Annotated in this window: 26 protein-coding genes and 1 riboswitch; of the genes, 23 read left to right on the top strand and 3 right to left on the bottom strand. The window is 41.4% G+C overall.

Going from position 1 to position 22,797, the window contains the following annotated elements; translation table 11 throughout:
- The first annotated feature begins 44 nt into the window (after nt 1-44).
- The 9 genes from JOC33_RS01695 (at nt 45) to JOC33_RS01655 (ending at nt 8,058) form a co-directional block, all read left to right on the top strand.
- On the top strand, nt 45-1,772 hold the full coding sequence (locus JOC33_RS01695) for a phospho-sugar mutase (RefSeq protein WP_205090349.1): 1,728 nt from the start codon (nt 45-47) through the stop codon (nt 1,770-1,772).
- A 114-nt stretch (nt 1,773-1,886) separates the two neighbouring features.
- Nucleotides 1,887-2,177, top strand: coding sequence for a hypothetical protein (locus tag JOC33_RS01690; protein WP_205090348.1), 291 nt, complete (start codon nt 1,887-1,889; stop codon nt 2,175-2,177).
- Between the two features lie 101 nt (nt 2,178-2,278).
- A riboswitch (cyclic di-GMP riboswitch) is annotated at nt 2,279-2,393 on the top strand.
- A gap of 26 nt (nt 2,394-2,419) precedes the next feature.
- Nucleotides 2,420-2,584: an anti-repressor SinI family protein gene (locus JOC33_RS01685; protein ID WP_205090346.1), complete on the top strand. Its 165-nt coding sequence runs from the start codon at nt 2,420-2,422 to the stop codon at nt 2,582-2,584.
- A gap of 55 nt (nt 2,585-2,639) precedes the next feature.
- Nucleotides 2,640-2,981: a helix-turn-helix domain-containing protein gene (locus JOC33_RS01680; RefSeq protein ID WP_205090344.1), complete on the top strand. Its 342-nt coding sequence runs from the start codon at nt 2,640-2,642 to the stop codon at nt 2,979-2,981.
- A gap of 145 nt (nt 2,982-3,126) precedes the next feature.
- Nucleotides 3,127-3,582 carry an IDEAL domain-containing protein gene (locus JOC33_RS01675; RefSeq protein ID WP_205090342.1) on the top strand — a complete coding sequence of 152 codons (456 nt, stop codon included), beginning with the start codon at nt 3,127-3,129 and terminating at the stop codon, nt 3,580-3,582.
- A 639-nt stretch (nt 3,583-4,221) separates the two neighbouring features.
- Nucleotides 4,222-6,054 carry a M6 family metalloprotease domain-containing protein gene (locus tag JOC33_RS01670; protein WP_205090340.1) on the top strand — a complete coding sequence of 611 codons (1,833 nt, stop codon included), beginning with the start codon at nt 4,222-4,224 and terminating at the stop codon, nt 6,052-6,054.
- 302 nt (nt 6,055-6,356) lie between these two features.
- Nucleotides 6,357-6,578 carry a helix-turn-helix domain-containing protein gene (locus tag JOC33_RS01665; protein WP_205090338.1) on the top strand — a complete coding sequence of 74 codons (222 nt, stop codon included), beginning with the start codon at nt 6,357-6,359 and terminating at the stop codon, nt 6,576-6,578.
- Between the two features lie 43 nt (nt 6,579-6,621).
- The gene (gene sinI / locus JOC33_RS01660; protein WP_205090336.1) at nt 6,622-6,747 is read left to right on the top strand and encodes a DNA-binding anti-repressor SinI; all 126 of its coding nucleotides are present in this window, start codon (nt 6,622-6,624) and stop codon (nt 6,745-6,747) included.
- A 264-nt stretch (nt 6,748-7,011) separates the two neighbouring features.
- A complete protein-coding gene (locus JOC33_RS01655; RefSeq protein WP_205090335.1) occupies nt 7,012-8,058 on the top strand; it encodes a glycosyltransferase family 4 protein in 1,047 nt (348 codons plus the stop codon).
- A gap of 93 nt (nt 8,059-8,151) precedes the next feature.
- On the opposite strand, the gene JOC33_RS01650 is transcribed toward JOC33_RS01655, so the two are convergent.
- Complete coding sequence (locus JOC33_RS01650; RefSeq protein ID WP_205090332.1) at nt 8,152-9,171, bottom strand: LCP family protein; 1,020 nt, start codon at nt 9,169-9,171, stop codon at nt 8,152-8,154.
- Nucleotides 9,172-9,219: 48 nt separating this feature from the next.
- Complete coding sequence (locus tag JOC33_RS01645) at nt 9,220-9,858, bottom strand: YigZ family protein (protein ID WP_205090330.1); 639 nt, start codon at nt 9,856-9,858, stop codon at nt 9,220-9,222.
- Between the two features lie 153 nt (nt 9,859-10,011).
- Between JOC33_RS01645 and JOC33_RS01640 the strand changes: the two genes are divergently transcribed.
- Together JOC33_RS01640 and JOC33_RS01635 are read left to right on the top strand one after the other, a co-directional pair.
- A complete protein-coding gene (locus JOC33_RS01640; RefSeq protein ID WP_205091509.1) occupies nt 10,012-11,154 on the top strand; it encodes a sensor histidine kinase in 1,143 nt (380 codons plus the stop codon).
- A 172-nt stretch (nt 11,155-11,326) separates the two neighbouring features.
- The gene (locus tag JOC33_RS01635; protein WP_205091508.1) at nt 11,327-12,007 is read left to right on the top strand and encodes a response regulator; all 681 of its coding nucleotides are present in this window, start codon (nt 11,327-11,329) and stop codon (nt 12,005-12,007) included.
- Between the two features lie 108 nt (nt 12,008-12,115).
- On the opposite strand, the gene JOC33_RS01630 is transcribed toward JOC33_RS01635, so the two are convergent.
- Entirely contained in the window at nt 12,116-13,567 is a 1,452-nt protein-coding gene (locus JOC33_RS01630) for a serine hydrolase domain-containing protein (RefSeq protein ID WP_338054459.1), read from the bottom strand.
- Between the two features lie 292 nt (nt 13,568-13,859).
- Here JOC33_RS01630 and JOC33_RS01625 point away from each other — a divergent pair, with 292 nt between their 5' ends.
- From JOC33_RS01625 to flaG, 12 genes are all read left to right on the top strand, one after another.
- The gene (locus JOC33_RS01625; RefSeq protein ID WP_205090328.1) at nt 13,860-14,702 is read left to right on the top strand and encodes a DegV family protein; all 843 of its coding nucleotides are present in this window, start codon (nt 13,860-13,862) and stop codon (nt 14,700-14,702) included.
- A gap of 51 nt (nt 14,703-14,753) precedes the next feature.
- Complete coding sequence (locus JOC33_RS01620) at nt 14,754-16,202, top strand: ATP-dependent helicase ComFA (protein ID WP_239533938.1); 1,449 nt, start codon at nt 14,754-14,756, stop codon at nt 16,200-16,202.
- Nucleotides 16,189-16,860 carry a ComF family protein gene (locus tag JOC33_RS01615; RefSeq protein ID WP_205090327.1) on the top strand — a complete coding sequence of 224 codons (672 nt, stop codon included), beginning with the start codon at nt 16,189-16,191 and terminating at the stop codon, nt 16,858-16,860. The genes JOC33_RS01620 and JOC33_RS01615 overlap by 14 nt, the downstream gene beginning before the upstream one ends.
- A 70-nt stretch (nt 16,861-16,930) precedes the next feature.
- Nucleotides 16,931-17,359 carry a TIGR03826 family flagellar region protein gene (locus JOC33_RS01610; protein ID WP_205090326.1) on the top strand — a complete coding sequence of 143 codons (429 nt, stop codon included), beginning with the start codon at nt 16,931-16,933 and terminating at the stop codon, nt 17,357-17,359.
- 72 nt (nt 17,360-17,431) lie between these two features.
- The gene (flgM, locus tag JOC33_RS01605) at nt 17,432-17,698 is read left to right on the top strand and encodes a flagellar biosynthesis anti-sigma factor FlgM (protein ID WP_205090325.1); all 267 of its coding nucleotides are present in this window, start codon (nt 17,432-17,434) and stop codon (nt 17,696-17,698) included.
- A 17-nt stretch (nt 17,699-17,715) separates the two neighbouring features.
- Nucleotides 17,716-18,207: a flagellar protein FlgN gene (locus JOC33_RS01600; protein ID WP_205090319.1), complete on the top strand. Its 492-nt coding sequence runs from the start codon at nt 17,716-17,718 to the stop codon at nt 18,205-18,207.
- Between the two features lie 18 nt (nt 18,208-18,225).
- Nucleotides 18,226-19,788: a flagellar hook-associated protein FlgK gene (gene flgK, locus JOC33_RS01595; RefSeq protein ID WP_205090318.1), complete on the top strand. Its 1,563-nt coding sequence runs from the start codon at nt 18,226-18,228 to the stop codon at nt 19,786-19,788.
- An 11-nt stretch (nt 19,789-19,799) separates the two neighbouring features.
- Nucleotides 19,800-20,675, top strand: a complete 876-nt coding sequence (gene flgL / locus JOC33_RS01590) for a flagellar hook-associated protein FlgL (protein ID WP_205090317.1) — start codon at nt 19,800-19,802, stop codon at nt 20,673-20,675.
- Nucleotides 20,676-20,801: 126 nt separating this feature from the next.
- Nucleotides 20,802-21,389: a DUF6470 family protein gene (locus JOC33_RS01585; protein ID WP_205090316.1), complete on the top strand. Its 588-nt coding sequence runs from the start codon at nt 20,802-20,804 to the stop codon at nt 21,387-21,389.
- Between the two features lie 12 nt (nt 21,390-21,401).
- Nucleotides 21,402-21,872 (top strand): flagellar assembly protein FliW, encoded by a 471-nt coding sequence (gene fliW, locus JOC33_RS01580; RefSeq protein ID WP_205090314.1) that lies wholly within the window; start codon nt 21,402-21,404, stop codon nt 21,870-21,872.
- Nucleotides 21,844-22,062 carry a carbon storage regulator CsrA gene (gene csrA / locus JOC33_RS01575; protein ID WP_205090312.1) on the top strand — a complete coding sequence of 73 codons (219 nt, stop codon included), beginning with the start codon at nt 21,844-21,846 and terminating at the stop codon, nt 22,060-22,062. The genes fliW and csrA overlap by 29 nt, the downstream gene beginning before the upstream one ends.
- Nucleotides 22,063-22,434: 372 nt before the next feature.
- Nucleotides 22,435-22,797 carry a flagellar protein FlaG gene (gene flaG, locus JOC33_RS01570; RefSeq protein ID WP_420825694.1) on the top strand — a complete coding sequence of 121 codons (363 nt, stop codon included), beginning with the start codon at nt 22,435-22,437 and terminating at the stop codon, nt 22,795-22,797.

Below are 22,797 nucleotides of genomic sequence, written 5' to 3'. Positions count from 1 at the left end.
TGATATAATGTCCAAATAAAATACTAACAGTAAAGGATGATATTATGACCTGGCATACATCGTATCACCGCTGGAATGAATTCGACACGTTGGAAGCAGATTTAAAATCCCAGCTGGACAGTATTCAGTCCGATGAACAATCCTTAGAAGATGCTTTTTACAAAAATCTGGAATTCGGAACAGGTGGCATGCGTGGGAAGCTTGGTCCAGGCACCAACAGGATGAATATCTACACAATTCGCCGAGCGGCTGAAGGTCTGGCCAGATACATAACAGAACAGGGGCAGGAGTGGAAAGAGCGAGGAATTGCCATCGCTTACGATTCCCGCTATAACTCCAAGACATTTGCCGTTGAAGCAGCCCGCGTACTCGGTGCAAATGGTATTAAATCATATGTCTTTACATCTCTACGTCCGACCCCTGAACTATCTTTTGCAGTACGTTTTTTACATGCCGCTGGAGGAATCGTTATCACAGCCAGTCATAATCCGCCAGAATACAATGGATTTAAAGTTTACAATGAAGACGGTGGACAAATGCCGCCGGTACAGGCAGGAGAACTCGTTCGACTTGTTAATCAGGTAGAGAATGAATTGACGATCGCTGCCGCTGATCAAGATGAACTCGAGGAAAAAGGGCTGCTTGAATGGATCGATAAACATGTCGATGACGCTTACTTGAAAGAACTTCGCTCAGTTAATTTGAATCCGCATATCACCTATGATATGGCTGATGACTTCCAAGTAGTATTCACCCCACTGCACGGAACTGCAAGCTTTTTAGTCGAAGAAGGATTTAAACAGGCAGGATTAAAAAACATCCATATAGTCGAGGAACAAGCCGAGCCTGATCCGGAATTTCCGACGGTTTCATCTCCGAATCCGGAAGAACACCAGGCTTTTGAAATGGCAATTGAGCAAGGAAGAAAAATCGGTGCAGATGTCCTGATCGGAACAGATCCGGATGCTGATCGTTTGGGGGTCGCAGTTCCTGATGGCAATGGCAGTTATACTGTTTTGACAGGTAATCAGCTGGGGGCACTTATGCTCGATTATCTCTTGTCACAGCAAAGCGATCTACCAGACAATGGAATTCTGATCAAAACGATCGTTACATCCGAATTTGGCCGCAAAATTGCGTCCCATTATGAAATAGAAACTCTTGATACATTGACAGGTTTCAAATATATTGGCGAAAAAATCAGGGAATATGAACGGACGGGCGAATATGAATTCCTATTCGGTTATGAAGAAAGCTATGGCTATTTGGTAAAAGACTTTGCCCGTGATAAAGATGCTGTTCAGGCGGCAATGCTCGCAGCGGAAATAGGCGTGTTCTGGAAAACAAAAGGAAAGACACTTCTTGAAGCTCTCCATAACTTATTTGACCGTTATGGATACTATCTGGAAGACTTGAAATCGATAAAGCTTGAGGGAAAAGAAGGGGCCGAAAAAATCAAATCCATCATGGAAGATTTTCGAAATCTTTCTATTGAAAAAGTAGACGATCTTAGAGTCGTTGCTGTTGAAGATTATGCTTCTTCTAAACGAATGGAAGTGGATACAGGGCAGGAGAGTGACATTTCCCTCCCAAAAGAGAATGTCCTGAAATTCATTTTAGAAGACGATTGTTGGTTCTGCCTCCGCCCATCTGGAACAGAACCGAAAATCAAATTCTATTACGCGGTTACATCAGCGACCATGGAAGAAAGCAAAAAACGCCTCCACACACTCAAGCAATTCATCGATGACCAGCTGAATAAACTTGTTTAGACTTCTTTAGGGGTCAGGCAAGCCATAATATGGTGTGCCTGACCCCTTATCGGGTTTTCCGTCTCTTCATTCCGGGAAAATTGTAATATCCTCTAATTTGAAAGAAGGGCTATTATGCAAGATGTCGGCCGTAATATAAACCAATTAAAGCAAGTTTCCTTGGATGGAGTCCCGCTTGGTTTTCAGTATGCAATTATCGAAAGGTTCGACTATGAATGGATGGTGGAATTGAAAAATCCCGATCCACCCCCAAAAACGGATGAAGAAACAATGCCATTAAAAATAAGCTTTGTCCAAACAGATGGAACTTTTTTTAATGAAGTGGATATTGAATCTTTCCAGATCTCTGTCGAAAATGATCAAAATATTTACCGCTATTACATGTTTCCTGATGATAAGACCTAGAAATTTCAAAAACTAGGTCTTTTTACGTGTAATTTGTAATAAAAATGTACTAGATTTTGTCGTATTTACGTAGTACAATCAAGTTATCAGAAAATTCTATCGCATTGAAAGGGCAAACTTATCAAAAGGTAAGGACGCAAAGCTACGGGTCTAAGGCCTGACAGATGTTAACGTCAATTACATATTAATCAGGGCTATGATCGCCGAGCTGCCTAAGGTGATGAATGATGGAGGGGTCATTCATGAACAGAAATCGGCGGAACGGATTATTGGACGTTGAGTGGATTTTGCTGATGGAAGAAGCCCGTGCCTTAGGTTTGTCGAAAAAAGAAGTGAAGACATTTTTAAGAGCTCAAAGCAGAAAAACAGATCAGGAAAAGCCAATTTGTACGATTTTCCGGGATTGATGTAGAACCGCCTATTTACACTGTGATATAATTTCAGTGAAAGTAGGTGACTGGTTTGATAGGTACTCGTATAAAGAAACTTCGAATTGCCAAAGGTTTGTCCATGTCTGAATTAGCGGAAAGAGCTGGAGTTGCCAAATCATACTTAAGTTCAATTGAAAGAAATCGTCAAACAAATCCATCCATCCAATTTCTGGAAAAAATCAGTGATGTGCTGGGTGTATCGATTAACCATTTCCTCAATGAAGAATCAGATTCAGCTTCTTTTGAATCCCTTGATGAGGATTGGTTGAAATTGGTTCAATCCGCTATGGATTCCGGCGTAACAAAAGAGCAATTCAGAGAATTTCTGGAATTCAATAAATGGAAATTACAACAAAATAAAAATGACAAGTAAAAACAGGTGATTTCTGTACAAACAGAGTCAACCTGTTTTATTTTTTTAACTTTTCCATAATTATTTTCTTTTCATTTGTTGACAAATCAGTCATAATATAAGAAAATACTGAAAATTCAGATTAAGGGAGAAGGGGTGGTCAGAAGTGTTGTCTGTCAAAATGTTGAAGCCCTATTATGTCAAAGAGGATGAAAAATTCATTCGGATTGTTCTGGCCTACCAGTATTTTTCCATGCATATTGATGGGAAGCTGTACCAGTTTGTTCCCTTAGAATCCAGGGAGATTATCATCGATCGTAAAAGACAAAAGGTCCATAATGTTTATGATATCTTTGTATTTCAGCGTGGCAGTAAATTAATTTATGTAGCTATAACCGACCTTTTGCAGCTGGGTGACTTCCTTACTCATTTGAATTCCATTGTACATCCTTATTTTAGAAAAGATATGGGTTATGAAGAAGTTTCGCAAAAAGAAATGGATAATTTTTTTCATAGCCTGGAAAGAGAAAACCTGAAGCGGATGATAGACCAGGCGTTGGATGATGGTGATAAGGACCGCTTTAAACTGTTGACTGATGAGTGGAAATTGATGTCAGGTTGAAATAATCATCGGAGAAGGAATCCATTTTAAAATAAAAGGTATAGATAAGATATGTTTTTAATAAACGGTCTGTATGGAGTTTTGTGTCCATACAGATCGTTTTCTGTTTAATATTAAGGGATTCATTCTTTCGCTTTCTCCATGCCGTGTACGAAATAAAAGAAAGTTGTTTTCTTTACATAAGTTTATCGTTTAAAAAATGAATTAACGAAAGTCATTATTCTATTTTGGCCACTGTTGAAGTTTATAGTAGCAAACAGTTATTTCATTTATGAAACCACGATGAACGAGAGGTGGTGACGCCTGCGGGAACAGCACGAGCTGAAGATTTCTTGACTAAGTTAGCTGAGGCCGTTCCCGCGGCAAGCATTCACCGACAAGCGATTCGTGAGAATAAACCAGAAGCTATTACTATAAATAGCTTTTTCACAGGTGTCATTAAAGAGATTTTTTAGTGTAAAATTTCCGGGTAATTTGTCCTGAATAGTAGGTATTTGACACTGTATGTAGATTTCTTAGCCTGTGTCAAATGGTGTGAACATTATAGGTGTATTTCCTTAATTTAACTATTTCGTATTCCTAAATATATCAGAATATTCTATAATTTATTCAGTTTCATATTTAAGGGGGGGAACACCAATGTTGAACAAAAAGTTTTTATCTTCTGCAGCAGCATCACTGTTGCTTGTTTCAGGACTTGCGACAGGATTCGCAGAAGGGGGTACACAGGGTATCCAGGCATCTGCGGACTACCATATTAAGCCGGGGCATTATGTCCCAGCAGCACCTGAACTAGCTGAACAGGCAAAAAAAGCTGACGTGAATCTTGCGAAGAATGACCCAGCCCAAAAGCATTATGCTAATCAAGGTACCAAATTCAAGCAGGCAGCTGGAGATCATATTGCCTATGAAAAAGCAGAAGGCGACATTCCGATGCTGGTCTTGCTCGCTAAGTTCCCGGACGATGACCAGCCGAAAGGATCCTTGCAGAAACGTGTTCCAGCCGATTATTTTCAGGATTTGATCTTCGGTACGGAATATAATCCTTATGAGTATGAGCCGTTCCAGAAATACGCAGAGTATAAAGGGGAAAAAGTGCCGACCAACAGTACGATGCAGAATATCTATTCAGAGTCCAGTTACGGGAAGGTAACACTGACTACATATGACAGCCTTGTTGATGTAGGCTGGGTCGAGCTCCCAAGAGGTGCTTCTTATTATCTGGATCAAACTGGTGAGCATGCTAATGGCGGCACATATTTATTTGGAAATGCCAATGGCGATGCTCATATGGGAGAGTTGATGCGTGATCTCTTAAAAGCAGCTGATCCAAATGTTGATTTCTCTAAATATGCTGAAGACGGAGAGGTGCCGAACATCTTTGTTGTCCATGAAGGTACAGGAGCGGAATTCAGCCGAGACCCGGCCCAAATCTGGTCCCACAAATGGGGAATATTAAGCGCATTATACTATGGCCCATATTATGATGATGGAGTACCGGCAGATGTCAAAGCAGGTATGTCCCAATCCGAATGGATAGCCAAAACCATTAAAGAAGATTTGACCTATGATGGTGTTGTTGTGAACAATTATACGGTGGAACCGGAAATAGGCGGAAACGTCGCAGGGTATGATTTTGCGACGGATACGTACAAAGATGAATTGAAGGAAGGACCATATCCTGCCCAGCCTGGTGTTTTCGCCCATGAATTTGGACATGCATTAGGATTGCCGGACTTTTATGATACTGGCTACACATCTGAAGGAGTCGGAAACTTCTCCATGATGGCAGGCGGTTCCTGGATGCGATACCCGAATGCGCCAGCATATTCTGGTAACTCTCCTACAGGATTTGATCCATTCTCGAAAATATTCCTGGGATGGCTGGATCCGATTGAGGTCACACCAGCAGATGGTGTTCAGGAATTGACATTAAACCCTGTCAACGAGGAAGAAGATGTGGTCAAAATGGAAGTCCCGGGTTCCAATGGTACGGAATATTTCTTATTTGAAAATGTGCAGCAAGAAGGCTTCAATAAAGGGCTTGCCCGGGTCGGAGAAAATGCAGAAGGACTTGTCGCATGGCATATTGATGAAAATGTCATCAATAAATATAAAACTGCGGGCTTCCGCCCTAACAATGTCGAAAACTGGATGAATAAACGTTTCCAATATAACCAGTCACAGACCGCTGCTGATGGATCCCTGGTCACCCACTATGGACTTTCCGTCATGCAGGCAGATGGTGAATACGATTTAGAACATAACAACAACCGTGGAGATGAAGCTGATTTTTTCACTACTGGAGATAAAATCACGCCGAACTCCGGTATTGTCCATACAGGTTCCTATTACTTCTGGAGAGAAGATAACCCTGTTCCGGCTGATTCTGGTATCCACGTAACGGATATTGAACAGAATACGGATGGGTCAATTACGGCTAAGTTCTTTTATGATTTTCCAGGAAATTAACAGCAAAAAATAAATCCGGGCGACACTATTCGCTGGGGTTTATTTTTTTGCAAAAATAGAAGGAAATCGACGTCTTTTTGCAATTTAAAGAGAAATTGTGGCTTATAATGGAAAATAAGCAGAATTTGGTGTTTTTGTTTTTATATAGAATAATTTATACTACTAATAAGATTTCGTTATAATGAACGATTTGCTTTGGAGGAGACTTTTCCTTTTATATATGCTTGGGCAATTTTAATTTGTCCAATTTTTTTAGCGATTAGTTCTTTTTAGAGAACGACAAGTCAAAGGAGTGGTCAGTGATGATTGGGGAGCGCATACGGCAGCTTCGTATGGAAAAAAGGATGACTTTAAGTGCTCTGGCTAAAAGGTCTGGTGTGTCAAAGTCTTATTTGAGCAATATTGAAAGGGGAATTCAGAAAAACCCGTCCCTAATTGTCCTGAAAAAGATTTCGGGAACCATGGAAGTATCATTAGAACAGCTGCTTGCCTGGAAGCATGAAGATGGTCATAAAGAATCCTAGTTGTTTAGAAACTGAGTCCAGAATGGGTATTGGAGGCATTTAAATGACCAGAGTTACGGAAGACGAACGGTTGGACGATGAATGGATTGTTTTAATAAAAGAAGCAAAACAGCTTGGGCTCAGCATCGAAGAAATCGAAGTCTTCATCAAAAAAGAAGGAAAAAAATAAAATATTGTTTAACTGACATCAGTACGGGAAGTATCCGTCACTGATTTTTTTGTTTTTCAATAAGAAATATGAAGTAACTTATCACTCTGAACAACGACTAAATAATTATAGAAGCAGGAGGTTTCTTTTGATACAATTCGGGAAGAAATAAAATAATGCATAAGTGTTGTCTTATTATGGTATAATCACGAGAGTGAAACTTGGCATAAATTGTTATTCTTCATCGAATTTGAACGGGTATACTAACCACGAGGAGGGGCGATTATGGAATATAAAGCTTTATTATTCTGCTTCCTAGCCTCCATCTTTATCACCCCTGTTATTAAAAAAGTGGCAATGAAGATCGGAGCGGTAGATCAGCCAAGTGAAAGAAAAGTTCATGCCAGAATAATGCCTCGCCTTGGGGGCTTGGCGATTTTTATCAGTTTTGCATTAGGCTTTCTGTTATTTTTTCCGGAAAGCAGTTATGCCTGGCCGGTATTTGCCGGGGCTGTTGTTATTGTTATCACCGGCGTGTTGGATGATTTAATCCAGCTTTCCCCTATTTATAAGGCAGGCGGACAAATTTTGGCTTCTTTTATAGTTGTTTTAGGAGGAGTCAAGGTTGAATTCATTAACCTCCCGTTTGGGGGAGAGTTTGAGTTTGGATATATGAGTATTCCGATTACGGTTTTATGGATTGTCGGAATTACGAATGCGATTAACCTTGTTGATGGATTAGATGGGCTGGCTGCCGGTGTCTCTGCAATTGCATTACTGACCATTTCTGCTCTTGCGATTTCCATTGGTAATGTGTTTGTGGTCTACGCTGGACTTATCATGTTTGGAAGCACGTTAGGATTTTTGTTATATAATTTTTACCCTGCCAAAATATTCATGGGTGATACGGGTGCAATGTTCTTAGGGTTCATGATCAGTGTTTTATCACTGCTTGGATTTAAGAATGTTACATTCTACTCGTTCATTATTCCTATTCTGATTTTGGGAGTGCCGATTTCTGATACACTGCTTGCAATCGTTCGCAGGAGAATTCAGAAGAAATCCTGGTGTGCGCCAGATAAATCCCATTTGCATCACTGTTTATTAAGGTTAGGGTACAGTCATCCGCAAGCGGTATTGATGATATATGCCATGAGTGCATTATTCAGTCTTGCAGCACTTTTCTTCTCACAAGCTACGATGTTCGGTTCCATCATGATGATGGTAGTACTGTTGTTGATAGTGGAATTAATCGTGGAAATGACTGGATTAATTGATCAAAGCTATCGTCCAATACTAAATTGGATAAAGGGGTACCGTTACAAACGATAACTAAAAAGGCACGGCCCAATAAGAGGCTCGTGCTTTTTTACGTTAATCGACAGAATGCAGTTAATTTCATTTCCGGGGAAATAATTTGTCTGATTAAAAAGAATCTGCCTTGCCAGAAGCATTTTCTTCGACGTTTTGTTTATTTTCGTTCGCATAGGATTTAGTGGTTATATCCAAGTGAGATTTCAGTTCTTGTTTAATGTTTTTCAGACTCGATTCATTTACAGAGTAATACCAGCCGCTTTCCAGTATCATTCCTTCACCTTTCAGCTGCATTTCTTCAAATTCAAGACTGTCTTTGTTCAGAAAATAATCTTTAAAAGCAACCATTTCTTCGAAGGTCAAATTCGTTTTCATGTTTTCACTGATTGAATCGATGATTTCCGCGTAGTCGGAAATAGCGCCTGGTTTTTTAGCCTTTTCTATAATAGCTTTAAGCAGGTTCATCTGACGCTGACCTCTTGCAAGATCACTGTCATATTGACGGGTACGGGCAAGCGCAAGGGCTTCTTCCCCGTTGAGTCTTTGATAACCTTTCTCCAGTTCAATAGCACCTGCTGTATCCTCACTATTTTGTTCTGTCAGATCGTAGGGCACATTATATTTTATACCGCCAAGGGCATTGACTATTTCAGTGAAAGAATTGAAATTTACTCGGACGTAGTAATCGACTGGAATATCGAATAGTTTTTCCACTGTTTTCACCGTAGCATCAATACCCCCGTAGGCATGAGCATGGGTGATCTTATCCCGATAACCTACTTCCGGAATTTTGACAAGAGAGTCTCGCGGTATGCTGACTAGTTTAACTGATTTATTGTCTTCATTAAATGTGGCTAATATCAAAGCATCAGCTAATGCATTTCCTTCCTTGTCACGAGTATCACTATTATCAACCCCTACAAACAGAACAGATATATTGTCGTATTCCGGGTGTACAGCATTTTTTCGTTTGTCTGACTTTTCTCCCCGTTCCAGTTCCATGCGTGATTCGGTTGCTGCTTGTTTTGCTTTATCAGTTAAAAAAAGGGCATAACCGGCTGCCGCTCCCACTCCTGTGAAGATTACCAGTAAAAAAGCCAATCCGGTCATTTTTATTTTCTTATATTTCATAGTAATGTTCTCCTTTTTCCAATAGGAAGTGAGCTTTGTGAGACCTTTTTACGGTGACATACTTGTTTCTAAATAGCTTGTTTTTCCAATGGCTATTTCTGCCTGGTCACCTGTCAGATCAATAATCCAAATTTTGAATGTGTCTTCCTGCCCAGACTCTACATATACTACTAATTCCACATTTTCAAGATAGTTAACCTTTTGAAGATGATATACCGAATTTCGTACAGCATTTTCCAATTTTCCGAGTAGTTTATAATCCACTTTGATAACTATTTCCTGCATTAACTGTCTCTTCACGATTCCAGTTGCTTCAATAGCCGCAGATGCCGCACCGGAATATGCTCGGATTAACCCGCCAGCCCCGAGTTTAGTGCCGCCGAAATATCTTGTAACTACGATAGCTGTATCCTTCAAGCCTTTTCTCTTTAATACTTCAAGCATTGGGACACCGGCAGTACCGCTAGGCTCCCCGTCGTCACTTGCTTTTTGTATCAAGTCATGCTCGCCAATCATATAGGCCGAACAATTATGATTGGCATCGCGGTGTTTCCCTTTGATTTCCTGGATGAAATCTTGAGCTTCCTGCTCTGTTTCACATCTTCTTACGTAGCCGATAAATCGTGACTTTTGTATGTTGATTTCTTCGGATCCCTCTAATTTTACTGTATAATAGCTTTTTAACATGACATTTCAGCCTCCCTAAGTTATTAATTATAAAAGGCAAAAGACATCCCGGCAAATCATCATAAGAGAATTTTTGGTAAAAATATAATCACCCTCATAAAAATGCTTAGGTACATCGAATGATTATGTGAATATTGATGGAGGAGACGGATGATGAATGATATGAGAATTGAGGAAAAAGCACTTGATCATGTCATCGAAGAAATGATTGAAAATGTCGCCAACAGCAAGGATGAAATTTTTCACATAGGGGAAGAGTCCCGTATGGAATTTGAAAAGCTTCATAATGAGCTGCAGGAGACTAAGAGACAGGTCATTTCGCTCATCGATGAAGGGGATAAGCTGGAACAAAAGGTGCGTTTATCCCGGATGCGTCTTTCTGAAGTAAGCAAGCATTTCGATCAATATTCAGAAACACAAATACGCGAGGTCTATGAGCAGACCCACAATCTGCAAATGGAACTATCCGTCAAAAGAGAAAAAGAAAAGCAGTTGCGGGAAAGACGTGACGACTTGGAACTAAGGTTGAGGAACCTGGATTCGACTGTTCAGCGGGCAGAGGGACTAGTAGGGAAAATCTCTGTTGTGCTGAACTACTTAGATGAGGATTTCCGTCAGGTCACGGAAGCATTGGAGGACGCTAAGGTAAAGCAGGAATTCGGATTGCAGATCATTGAAGCACAGGAAGAGGAAAGAAGAAAACTTTCCCGTGAGATCCACGATGGTCCTGCCCAGATGCTGGCAAATGTGATGATCCGTTCTGACCTTGTCGACCGAACCTTCCGGGAACGGGGCGTTGAAGAAGCGCTGGAGGAAATTAAAAGCGTCAAGCAGATGGTGAAATCAGCGCTATATGAAGTGCGTCGAATCATCTATGATCTCCGTCCTATGGCTTTGGATGATTTAGGAATTATTCCAACCTTGAAAAAGTACTTAAACACCGTCAAAGAATACAACAAAGGTCTGGAAGTTAAATTCACAACAATCGGACGAGAAAGAAGGCTTGACAGTAAATACGAAGTGGCATTGTTCCGCCTTGTCCAGGAAGCGGTTCAAAATGCGGTAAAACATGCAGAAGCAGAGGAAGTCCAAGTGAAAGTCGAATTGAAGCCTTCAGCGGCTATATTGGTGATCAAAGACAATGGCAAAGGATTCGATACCACTGTCAAAAAAGACAAGTCGTTCGGGCTGGTGGGGATGCGAGAGCGGATCGACATGCTCGAAGGAGAGCTTACGATTGATTCCAAGATAGGAAAGGGAACTGTGCTAATCATTCAAATTCCTTTAAATAGGTAATTTTAGGTAACCCTACCTAAATCCGGACGAATCCTTTATAATGAATATGACGAACAGGTAAATAGGCTTATCTTTTTTTAAGGACATTTCAAATTGAAGCTTTTTAGGAAAAAAGTCAGGGAAAATACACATGTAATAAAACCTGCAATAAGGGATAGGGGAGGAAAAGATGATGACAACCAAAATAGTACTGATTGATGACCATAAACTATTCCGTGAAGGCGTAAAACGTATATTGGATTTTGAAGCAAGCTTTGAAGTAGTGGCAGAAGGGGACGATGGGGATACTGCTGTGCATCTTATTGAACAGAATGATCCCGATGTTGTTTTAATGGATATCAACATGCCGAACATGAACGGTGTAGAAGCGACTGCAGAACTTATCAAACGCTATCCAGACCTGAAAGTTATTATACTTTCCATCCATGATGATGAGAATTATGTCACCCATGCACTAAAGACTGGTGCACAGGGGTATCTGTTGAAAGAAATGGACTCAGATGCATTGATCGAAGCAATTAAGGTCGTCAGTGATGGCGGCTCCTACTTGCACCCTAAAGTTACCCATAATCTGGTCGCTGAATATCGCCGATTGTCTGAGACAACTGATAATAGTCAGTCTTTAAGAGCGATTGAATACCGTAAACCCCTTCACTTACTAACAAGACGGGAATGCGAAGTGCTTCAGCTTCTGGCTGATGGCAAAAGCAACCGGGGAGTAGCGGAATCTCTGTATATCAGTGAGAAAACTGTTAAGAACCATGTCAGTAACATCTTACAGAAAATGAATGTAAATGATCGGACACAAGCAGTAGTGACCGCAATCAAAAACGGTTGGGTTGAAGTATTGTAATAAAAATATTCATAGAGCATCGGGTGTTACTAAGACTGTCGAAATAGTTTTCGACAGTCTTAGTTTTTGACTCATGCCTATCTTTCATCTAAGGAGGATACCCTTATTTCATCTTATTCGATAATGTATCCTCCAAATTGTAAGGAGTAATCCAATAATAAAAACAATTGCCAATAAGATCATCGCAGCTGGAAAAAGACCGAATGCATCTAACGTTGTTGAACTGTTATTTTGTAACGTTGGAACAATAAAAAACAACCATCCGATCCCTATCACAGGCAGCAGTTGAGGAAGTAACCGTAGATAAAATCTCCAAGCCGGATGATGTTTCCGTTTATTGGACCATTTCTTACTTCGCACAATTCCTCTGATCCCTAAAACCACATAAATCAATGTGAGGGCACCTAGTGATAAGTCAATGATGGTAGGGACGGACGCTTTGATTTCGGGTTCTTCTCCCTCCGTCAGTTGGATAATCCCTGAACTAATCTCATAAGCATGCTCCAGGGTGGGGGTAAAGCTATTGAGTAAAACGGCAACTGCATACCCACTACTTGGAACGATGTCCTGCTGCGCTTGATACGTAGATACGGCACCGCTATGGGAAATCCTTGCTGGTTTGACATTCGGAGAGCTTAACGACCAACCAAGTCCATATTTAGCACTTCCCGGTTGTGGGGAATAAGACGCTTTCAACAATTCGTTTGATAATAATTGCTCTCCTGCTTTGTTTTTTCCTGTGTTTGTGTGCATAGCGAGCCATTTCCCCATATCAGATGCTGTGGTTACAACGCTTCCAGCCCCCATATTCATTTGCTCCATCTCTGTCCAAGGTATGGCTGTTCCATAGGCGGTTACATATCCTTTAGGTAGTCCCTGAACAGGGTCTCCAGAGTTTACAGTAGCGAGTGAATCATTCATACCAAGCGGTGAAAAAACCTCCTGATGAAGATAGTCACCAAACTCCATCCCGCTAATTTTTTCTACAAGATAAGCTAACGTCCAATAGTTGGCATTACTATAGACATATTTCTCCCCAGGAGGGGATTGTAATTTCCAATCACTCATACGTGCCACACCTTCTTTTAACGTATTCGCTGGCTCTACAATGATTGGATCAGGCATCCCGGATGTATGATTCAATAGTTGACGTACCGTTACTTCTTTCCATCTAGCATCATCAAGATTAACTTCAGGTATATATTCTACTACTGGGTAATCCAATTGGATTTTTCCTTCATCAACGAGTTGTAAAACAGCAAAGGCTGTAAATGATTTGGATACGGAAGCAATTCTCATTGATGACTTTTCTGTTAGGGGTTCGCCTTTTGAATCGTGACCATATCCATTTTCATAGACTAATTTGCCATCTTTTACGATTACAATGGCTGCACCAGGTAATCCATTACGTTCTAGATAATTCGTGACAAATTTGTCCACATCTTCGGTTGTAAATGGATGAGCAGCTTGTACCGAAAAAGGTAGGCAAAACATCGGTATGACAAACATCATGCACAGAAGCATAAAACATAATTTCTTCATATGTAACGGTATTTTCACATCATAGTCCTCCATTTGAAATTATTTTTAAAGGTTTGACGTACAAACTAAGTCTACAAAAAATTGTTTCTTCGGATAACCTGCAGGAGGCTAATTATTTTCTAAGCCCCAAGGCGTATTTTTCGGTGTTCTCGGCCGCCTGCCCGGTATTCAATTTCCTTGTCTAACCGGAAGCATGCCCCCTTTGTTCTCCTACTAGTATGTAAAAAAACATTGGTGAATTATGGGATAGGTTGTTGTAAAATGAGAGGTAACAGTCTCATACAAGATAAATACAAGGAGCTGGGTAAAAATGAAGACGGCAGTGTTAACTGACAGTACAGCCTACATACCTTCTTATATGAGAGAACAGAACAACATTCATATGGTGCCGCTCAACGTCATATTTCAAAATGAAGCATACCGGGAAGAGATAGACATTCAGGCGGAAGATTTCTACGATATGCTCCATACACAGGATGAACTTCCGAAGACATCCCAGCCATCAACTGGACTTGTAACGGAAAAAATAGAAGAGCTAGCCCGGGATTTTGATGCTGTGGTTGCTATTCATTTGTCGAGTGGAATCAGTGGTACTTATCAGGGTACCATCACTGCCGGTAATATGGTCGATGATGTGGAAGTCCACGTTTTTGATTCGGAGTCTAGTTGTTTTGTCCAGGGTTTTTATGTGTTGGAAGCGGCTGAAATGGCTAACAATGGAGCGACTCCACAGCAGATTCTTGCCAGGCTTGAAGAGATGAAAAAGTCGATCAATGCCTATTTTATGGTGGATGATTTAACGAACCTGTATAAAGGAGGGCGGCTTAGCGGCGCGCAAAAAATCGTCGGCAGTCTTCTTCAGGTTAAACCTGTTCTTCATTTCGTTGACAAAAAAATAGTTCCATTCGAAAAAATCCGTACTCGCAAAAAAGCATTGAAAAGGCTGCTCTTATTGTTTGAAGAGGATGTGGACGAGACGGATGTTGTCAAAGCGACAGTTATTCACGGAAATTGTCATGAAGACGCTGAAGGAATAAAAAAAGAGTTGGAGAGTCGTTATCCGAATACAGAAGTGGTCATCAGCTATTTCGGTCCTGTAATAGGTACACATGTCGGTGAAGGTGCAATTGGACTTGGTTGGTATAAAAAATAGAGAAAAGGAGGTAAACACACCTCCTTTTCCTGAATGGAGAGATTTTAAAAATTGAATAAGTTCATATCCTCTATCCATGATTATTTCAGCCCTGATTTATCATGGATTCCTCAACAAACTATCCCTCAGGTTACACACGTGGAAAAGCCTCTCAGTCATCTCCTTTCCGGGAAACTTTTTCTTCCATATGAACTTCCGGAAGAAAGCTTATCTTTTATCAATGCACATTTCACGAAAGTCCCAGCAATAGAAAAGCATTGGTGGGGTTATCGCTGCAGACGCTGCGGCAATCAAAAAAAGTATTTATTTGCATATATGCCTTGTGGTGATCAAGGGAAGAAGTGCTTGTATTGCAGAAAATGTATCGTTATGGGGAGAGTTTCAGAATGTACTCCGCTATATTTATTCGTTCCTTCTGTCCAATGGGAGAAGGTCAAGGAAGCTTGTGTCTGGAAAGGGAGATTGACCTCGTTTCAGGCTGACGCAGCAGAAAAAATTAATGAAGTAATGGCAAAAGGAAGCGCCCGCTTACTTGTTTGGGCAGTGTGTGGAGCTGGAAAAACGGAAATGATATTTCCCGGGTTGGCGACGGCTTTTGCCCAAGGGAAGCGCGTCTGCCTTGCCACGCCCCGTACTGACGTAGTAAGGGAGTTACTTCCTCGTTTTGAGTCTGCTTTTCCGAACGTGAAAATTCAGGCCTTGTTCGGAGACAGTCCTGTAAAGCAGGCAGATGCCCAATTTATTTTGGCCACCACACATCAACTGCTTCGATTTGCCCGGGCTTTTGATGTAATGGTCATTGATGAGGTGGATGCATTTCCCTATCATGCCGATGTTTCGCTTCCGTTTGCAACGAGGAGGGCGGCTAAAGAGACTGCTGGAATCATCTATTTGACAGCCACTCCTCGTCCTAAGCAATTAAAAGAGATAGACAGTAAGAAGCTTCCAACTGTATTTGTGCCCCGACGTTTCCACGGCCATCCCCTTCCTGTGCCCTCTTTTGTTGGCTGCTTCAACTTACGTTCTTCTCTGAAACAGGAGCGGTTACCTGAAAAAGTGAAGGCGTGGCTCGATAAACGAGGTGTAGTAACACGTCAGCTACTCATATTTGTACCGACCATTTCTGACGCTGCTCTTGTTGAAAGACTTCTTCATGCTACCTTTAGCTCCATCACTGCCGTCCATGCTTCTGATCCAGATCGCAAAGAAAAAATTGAGCTTTTCAGAAATAAAGTATACGAGGTTTTAGTGACTACCACTATCCTGGAAAGAGGAGTCACATTTCCTTCTGTCGATGTGATCATTCTGGACAGCGGTCATACCGTATTCGATCAGGCTGCTCTCGTACAAATCGCCGGGCGGGCAGGCAGAAGTCCAACCGACCCACATGGTGAGGTCGTTTTCTTCCATCAGGGAAAAACCGATGCTATGGAGGGAGCAGTGGAAATGATAAAGCGGATGAACAAGCGGGGAAGGAAGATCGTGGATGCATTGCATTAATTGCCATGAAGTTTTTATGCAGCAAACTTTCTGGTCAAACCTATTCCTGCCTGATAAACGGAATCCTGTTTGCGATGATTGCCGGAATAAGCTGATATTCCTGACAGAACCAGTATGCCCCAAGTGCTGCCGGCCAATGGATAAACCGGATCTGTGTTTAGATTGCCAGAGTTGGGGTGGGAATAGCGATATCCTGAATAAAAATATTTCTATCTTTAGCTATAACCAGGCTATCAAGGATATCATCAACCGGTGGAAGTATCGTGGTGATTACCTTTTAGGAAAAGTATTCCAATATGAGCTGGCAAGAGTTTTTAATCAGCATTATAAAAATTTGGAAGCGGTTGCCATTCCCATCCCGCTAAGCAAAGAAAGGATGCTGGAAAGGGGGTTTAACCAGGCGGAATCTTTGGCTGGTTTTCTGGATATCCCAATGGTACATGCCTTAACAAGAATTCATAGTGAAAAACAATCGAAAAAAAGCAGGACTGAACGGGTTACTGCCCAAAACCCGTTTCGGCTTACACGATCAGTAATAAGTCCGGTCATTCTTGTGGACGACATCTATACAACGGGAACAACAATCAGGCATGCAGCCAGCCTGCTGAAAGAGGCAGGGGTCAAGGAAGTGTATGCATTGACATTGATCAGAAGTTGACTGGAATCTCTTTTTATTTTATTTAAGATGCCGATATAATGGCTATGAAGGATCACGGGGAGGAATAATTGTGGGAGAACTAGCAAATTGTCCTCGATGTGGACAACTATTTGTCAAGGCTACGCAGACTGTCTGCACTGCATGTTATAAAGAAGAAGAAGCTGCTTTCAACACGGTATATAACTTCATACGTAAAAGGGAAAATCGTCAGGCCACCATGGATGAAGTTGAGAAAGCTACTGGTGTGGATAAAGGGCTGATCATGAAGTTTGTCAAACAGAAGCGGCTCAGAAAATCTCAGTTTCCGAATCTAAGTTACGCGTGTGAGTCATGTGGAAATCCCATTCAGGATGGAAAACTATGTGAATCCTGTATCGGTACGTTTCGTAAAGAACTCAAATATGCTGATGAGATTGCCAGTCTCGATAAGGAAAGTAGAGAAAAGTCTCTACAGAAACATGCCTATTATAGTATTCAAAAGGGTAGAAAGCACCATTAAACTATCGGATGAAGCTGTCGATATATATGGCAGACAGATACATCGGATCATGAAGGAAAGAGGTGAACCGGAATGAAAATCAATGGGACGAATCAGTCGAACTTCAACCCATACCAGAAGCCAGTAAACAAACAGGCCGAAGTGAAAAAGGCGGTATTGCAGGAAGATAACATCCAAATTTCCAGTCAGGCAAAACAATTGCAGGAGAGTACGAAAGTACAAGCCGAACGGGAAAAAAAGGTGGCAGAATTGAAACAGGCAATCGATAACGGAAGCTACAAGGTCGATTCTGAAGCAGCTGCAAAAAAAATGATTGAATTCTGGAACAACCGTAAGTAATAAAGGAGGACATGGCAATGTCCATCAATGCGATCATCATGAAAATGGAGCAGCTTCTCCAGCTTCACGAAAGTCTCCTTAAGATTTCAAAAGCAAAGACGGAGGCATTAAAAAAAGGGGATATCAGTGAGCTTCAGAGTCTGTTATTAAAAGAAAAAAAACATTCGCAGGCTATCAGCAAACTTGAGAAAGACCGGATGGAAAAGGTTTCAGACTGGTATCAGCAAAACAATTTTTCGATTGGACAGCCAAGTGTTACTGACATGATTGGAAATTTGGAGAACATAGAGGACAAACAGAAGCTCAAGGACGTTTCAGAGCAGTTCATCTATACACTGTCCGAATTAAAGCAACAGGAGAAATTAAACAACGATCTGACGAGGCAGTCACTGCAATTCATTGAGTTTTCCATGAATATGCTGCAGCCTTCTTTGAAGAATATGAATTATGGAACACCGACTGGAGCGAATAATTCAGAAAAACGTTCGGTCTTCGATTCAAAAGCATAAGAGAGGAGTCAGCATACCATGTCAACTTTTCATGGCTTAGAGGTAGCCAAACGCGGGTTGTTCACACAACAGTCCGCTTTATATACGACCGGACATAATATCGCCAATGCCAATACACCTGGCTATACGCGTCAGCGCGTGAATTTTGAACAGACTGCTCCTTTTCCTCCTGCTTCCCGTAACCGTCCAGAGATTCCAGGACAGGTGGGAAGCGGGGTACAGGCAGGCTCCATTGAACGTGTCCGGGAAGAGTTTTTAGATATTCAATTCCGCGGCGAACATAATAAAGCAGGCTATTGGGAAACCAAAGCTAACAGCATGCAAAAAATGGAAGAAATAATGAATGAGCCGAGTGAAAATGGATTATCGAAAACAATGGACCGATTTTGGCAATCATTACAGGATCTGGCGACTAATCCGGAAGACGCCGGAGCCAGGTCGGTTGTGCAACAGCGTGGTATCGCAGTCGCAAAGACATTCAATTACTTGTCAGATTCATTAAAAAGTATACAAAAAGATTTGCAGAATGAAATGGATGTAACCACCAAGGAAGTTAATTCCTTACTGGTACAAATCGATGCCCTGAATAAACAGATCAGTGATGTAGAACCCCATGGATTGCTTCCGAATGACTTGTACGACGAGCGGGATCGACTGATCGATCAATTATCGGGGCTTATCCATGTGGAAGTCTCTTACGAGAGCAGCGATGGCCAGGCGAGCAAGATGGCGATGGGTAAAGCGAATATTACGCTGATTAATGGATCAGACCGATATTCTCTAGTCAAGGCCGATCCGCAAACAGGCGAGAGCAGTGTCAAACCACTTACTGTCAATTATACAGAAGTTAATGGGGCGGAAGTATTCGGTTCCGTTACCGTTGGCGATAGTGGGAATATTTCTTCCTTTTCTTCTCAAGGCAAGCTTCTGGCATTGAAAGAAGCTTTCGGTTATACAACCGAATCCGGAATAGTGAATGGTACCTATCCGGAAATGCTCTCGAATCTTGACAGGATGGCAACTGCTTTTGCCCGTGATTTCAATGAAGTACATCGTTCTGGAGCTTCACTTAATGATATCAAAACCGGTGACTTCATTGGGGGGACAGACTTCTTCAAACTTCCTGCTGGTATACCTGAGGGCGAAGTGGTGAACGGATATGCTGAAACGATAGATCTTACTGATGCCATTAAAAAGGATCCGGGAAACATAGCCGCAGCTGAAATTATAAATGGGGAAGCTCATGCAGGTAATGGGGAGAATGCACTGAACTTGGCGGATGTAAAGGATGCGCCTTTAGACCTTCTTGGTGAAAATTCCAGTGTCAAATCATTTTATGAAGCTGTAATCGGGGGGATGGCAGTCCAGGCACAAGAATCCAACCGAATGGCTGATAATTCCGTTACCCTAGAACAGGCAGTAAATCAGCGCAGACAATCGGTCAGTGCTGTTTCATTAGACGAAGAAATGACCAATATGATCAAATTCCAGCATGCGTATAATGCGGCAGCCAGAAGTATGACGGCCGTTGATGAGATGCTTGACCGCATCATAAATCAAATGGGCTTAGTAGGAAGGTAGGTGATTAATCGATGCGTGTAACACAAAGCATGCTTACTAATAATATGCTCCGAAACTTAAGTGACAGTTATGCACGAATGGGGAAATACCAGGAGCAGCTTGCTACAGGAAAGAAAATCAGCCGACCCTCAGATGATCCAGTGGTTGCGATGAAGGGAATGAACTACCGTACCCAGCTGACAGAAGTAGAGCAGTTCAAGCGGAACTTAGGTGAGATGCACAACTGGATGGATAACTCAGATGCAGCGCTTGATAAAGCTACGCAGGCGATGCAACGGGTCCGCGAACTGACAATCCAGTCAAGCAATGATACATATAGTGATGAGCAGCGTGGAAACATTGCAAAAGAAATTGCGCAGCTGAAGGAGCACATCGTCGATATCGCCAACACAAAAGTGAATAACAAGTATATTTTCAACGGCAGTGATACCTTGAATCCACCAGTCAACCTGGAAAGTAATCCAGCAGTGTCAGAAAATCAGGAAGCAGTCAATATTGAAATTTCAAAAGGTGTGCTGTTGAAAGCGAATATAAATCCGACCAATGTTTTCTCTGAGAATTTATTTAATGACCTGAATGCATTGCAAACTGCTCTTGAAGAGGGTGGCGAAGATGCTCTTGACAGGATGGTCGAAACGGTAGACAGTCATATCAATAATATCATCAACGAACGCGCCGATCTTGGTGCACGCATGAACAGGGTCGACCTTGTGGAAGACCGGCTGGCACAGCAAGAAGTGACAGCAACGCGTATTTTATCTGAAAATGAAGATGCAGACATCGAAAAAGTAATTACTAATCTGAAAACACAGGAAAGTGTCCATCGAGCTGCATTAGGTGTAGGAGCAAGAATCATTCAGCCGACGTTAATGGATTTTCTGAGATAGATGATTATTCAGAATGCCGGTGCTTTAACGTCATACAGATACCTATTTATGTATCTGTAAGACAGTGGAAGTACCCGGCATTTTACGTTTCCATTATTTTATGTTGAAAGAAATGGGGTGCCACGCTTGCAATTACCTCAAATCAGAATAACAAGCCAACCCACAAGAATTGCTATTCATACCCAAAGTGCTCGATTGTCGATTCAGCAGGAAAAAGCGGAAATGAGTATCCAGCAGCCGAAAGCGGATATGTCGATAAGGCAATACTCTGGTAAATTGACGATTGATCAGACAAAGGCATGGCACAATCTTGGATTGAAGAGTTCGTTTGTCCGAACGAGGGAAACTGCTGACCATGCAAGACAGATTGCAATGGAAGGGTTAGCAAGAATTGCCCGGGAAGGTGATGAACTGATGAGAATTGAACAAGGTGGAAACCCGATCGCTGCCCAGGGAGAACGGAATGCCGTTTGGGAATTTGATTATCAGCCCGGGGCAACACCATGGCAGGAACTGGTTCAGTTGAATTATGAAAGTACCGAACCTGACATTCATACTACCCCCAACAAGCCAAAAATTAATATCACACCACGACCGCCGCAATTTGGCTATCAACCTGGAAGCATCTCTTTTTCTATTGAACAATATGCTGATTTGCAGATAGAATTTACAAATTTAATGTATAAAGGATACCGTTTTGAAACTGAAATATAAGGGTGAAAAAATATGAAAATACAGACGAAATATTTTGGTGAAATAACCATAGAGCAATCCCAGGTGATAGAATTTCCTGCCGGCCTTCCAGGCTTCGAAAATGAAAAGCATTTTGTCTTACTAAGCCTTGACGGGGAGGGGAATTATCAAGTACTGCAATCTATTATAAATGAGCAGATTTCATTGATTGTGACAAATCCATATTTATTTTTTCATTCCTATGAATTCAATATTGATGACGCCTCCCTGGACTTGCTGGAGATATCCTCCAGCAAAGATGTGCTGGTTCTCGCTGTGTTGACTTTGCGAAATCCATTTGCAAAAACTACAGCGAACCTGCAGGCCCCTCTAATCATTAATCATCGAGTTAATAAAGGAAAACAATTGATACTTAATGATAATGGCTATCATACAAAACATTTGCTTGAGGCTTCTTTGAAGGAGGCAGACGCCGATGCTCGTGCTGAATCGAAAAGTAAATGAATCGTTGAAAATAGGCGACGATATTGAGGTGAAAGTAATCGCTGTAGATGGTGACCAGGTGAAAATCGGAATTTCTGCCCCTAAGAACGTGGATATTTATCGGCAGGAGATCTATCAGAAAATCATCGCGGAAAACGAAGATGCCATGAAAACTCCAGATGAATGGATGGACTTGCTCAAAAGTCAATAACATCCCTCAAAGATAGTGGAGAGGTATCCTGTTACGGAAAATACTTCGGGTAAAAATCGAGATCGCTGAAAAACTGAATATCTGAGGAAGATAGAAAAAAGCGGTCTGTGTGGAATTTTAATTTTCATACAGACTTTTTTTATCCATTTCAAGTGATTTGTCCATCTCTTCCTTTTGTTTTTATAAGGGAAGGTTGACACAGTTCTTCAGGTCAAACTTTAGAGGAAGATAAAAAAGCCGGTTTTTGGCCTGTGAGTTCCCTTCTTTCAGCTCTTTTATCCAGCGAAGATAGTTTTTTAATTAATTCCCTAAAATTCCTTAGTAATATTCCGATATAAAAGCTAAATCATAAAGGAGTGGACGGTTGTGAACATTGATAAAACACTTCCAGGTTCTAAACTCCTGCAGCAGCCAAGTCATACATCAAGTATAACTTCATTACAGGATAAAAAGGTTCAAACTGAGGAAATAAAGCAGACAAATGAACCACAGGAGGAACAAGACGAGATTCAAAAAGAGAAAGCAAAAGGTATTGTAGAAGGGCTCAATGAATTTCTGCTTCCCTCTAAGACATCATTGAAATTCGAATTTCATGAAAAACTTGATGAATATTATGTGACTTTGATCGATTCAAGGACGAAAGAAGTGGTAAAGGAAATACCCCCGAAACGGCTGCTCGATATTTATGCAGCTATGGCAGAGCAGCTCGGCTTCATCGTCGATAACAGGATTTAA

The sequence above is a fragment of the Thalassobacillus pellis genome, assembly GCF_016908295.1.
Taxonomy (GTDB): Bacteria; Bacillota; Bacilli; order Bacillales; family Halobacillaceae; genus Thalassobacillus; species Thalassobacillus pellis.
This window is presented reverse-complemented; position numbering and strand designations above follow the sequence as displayed.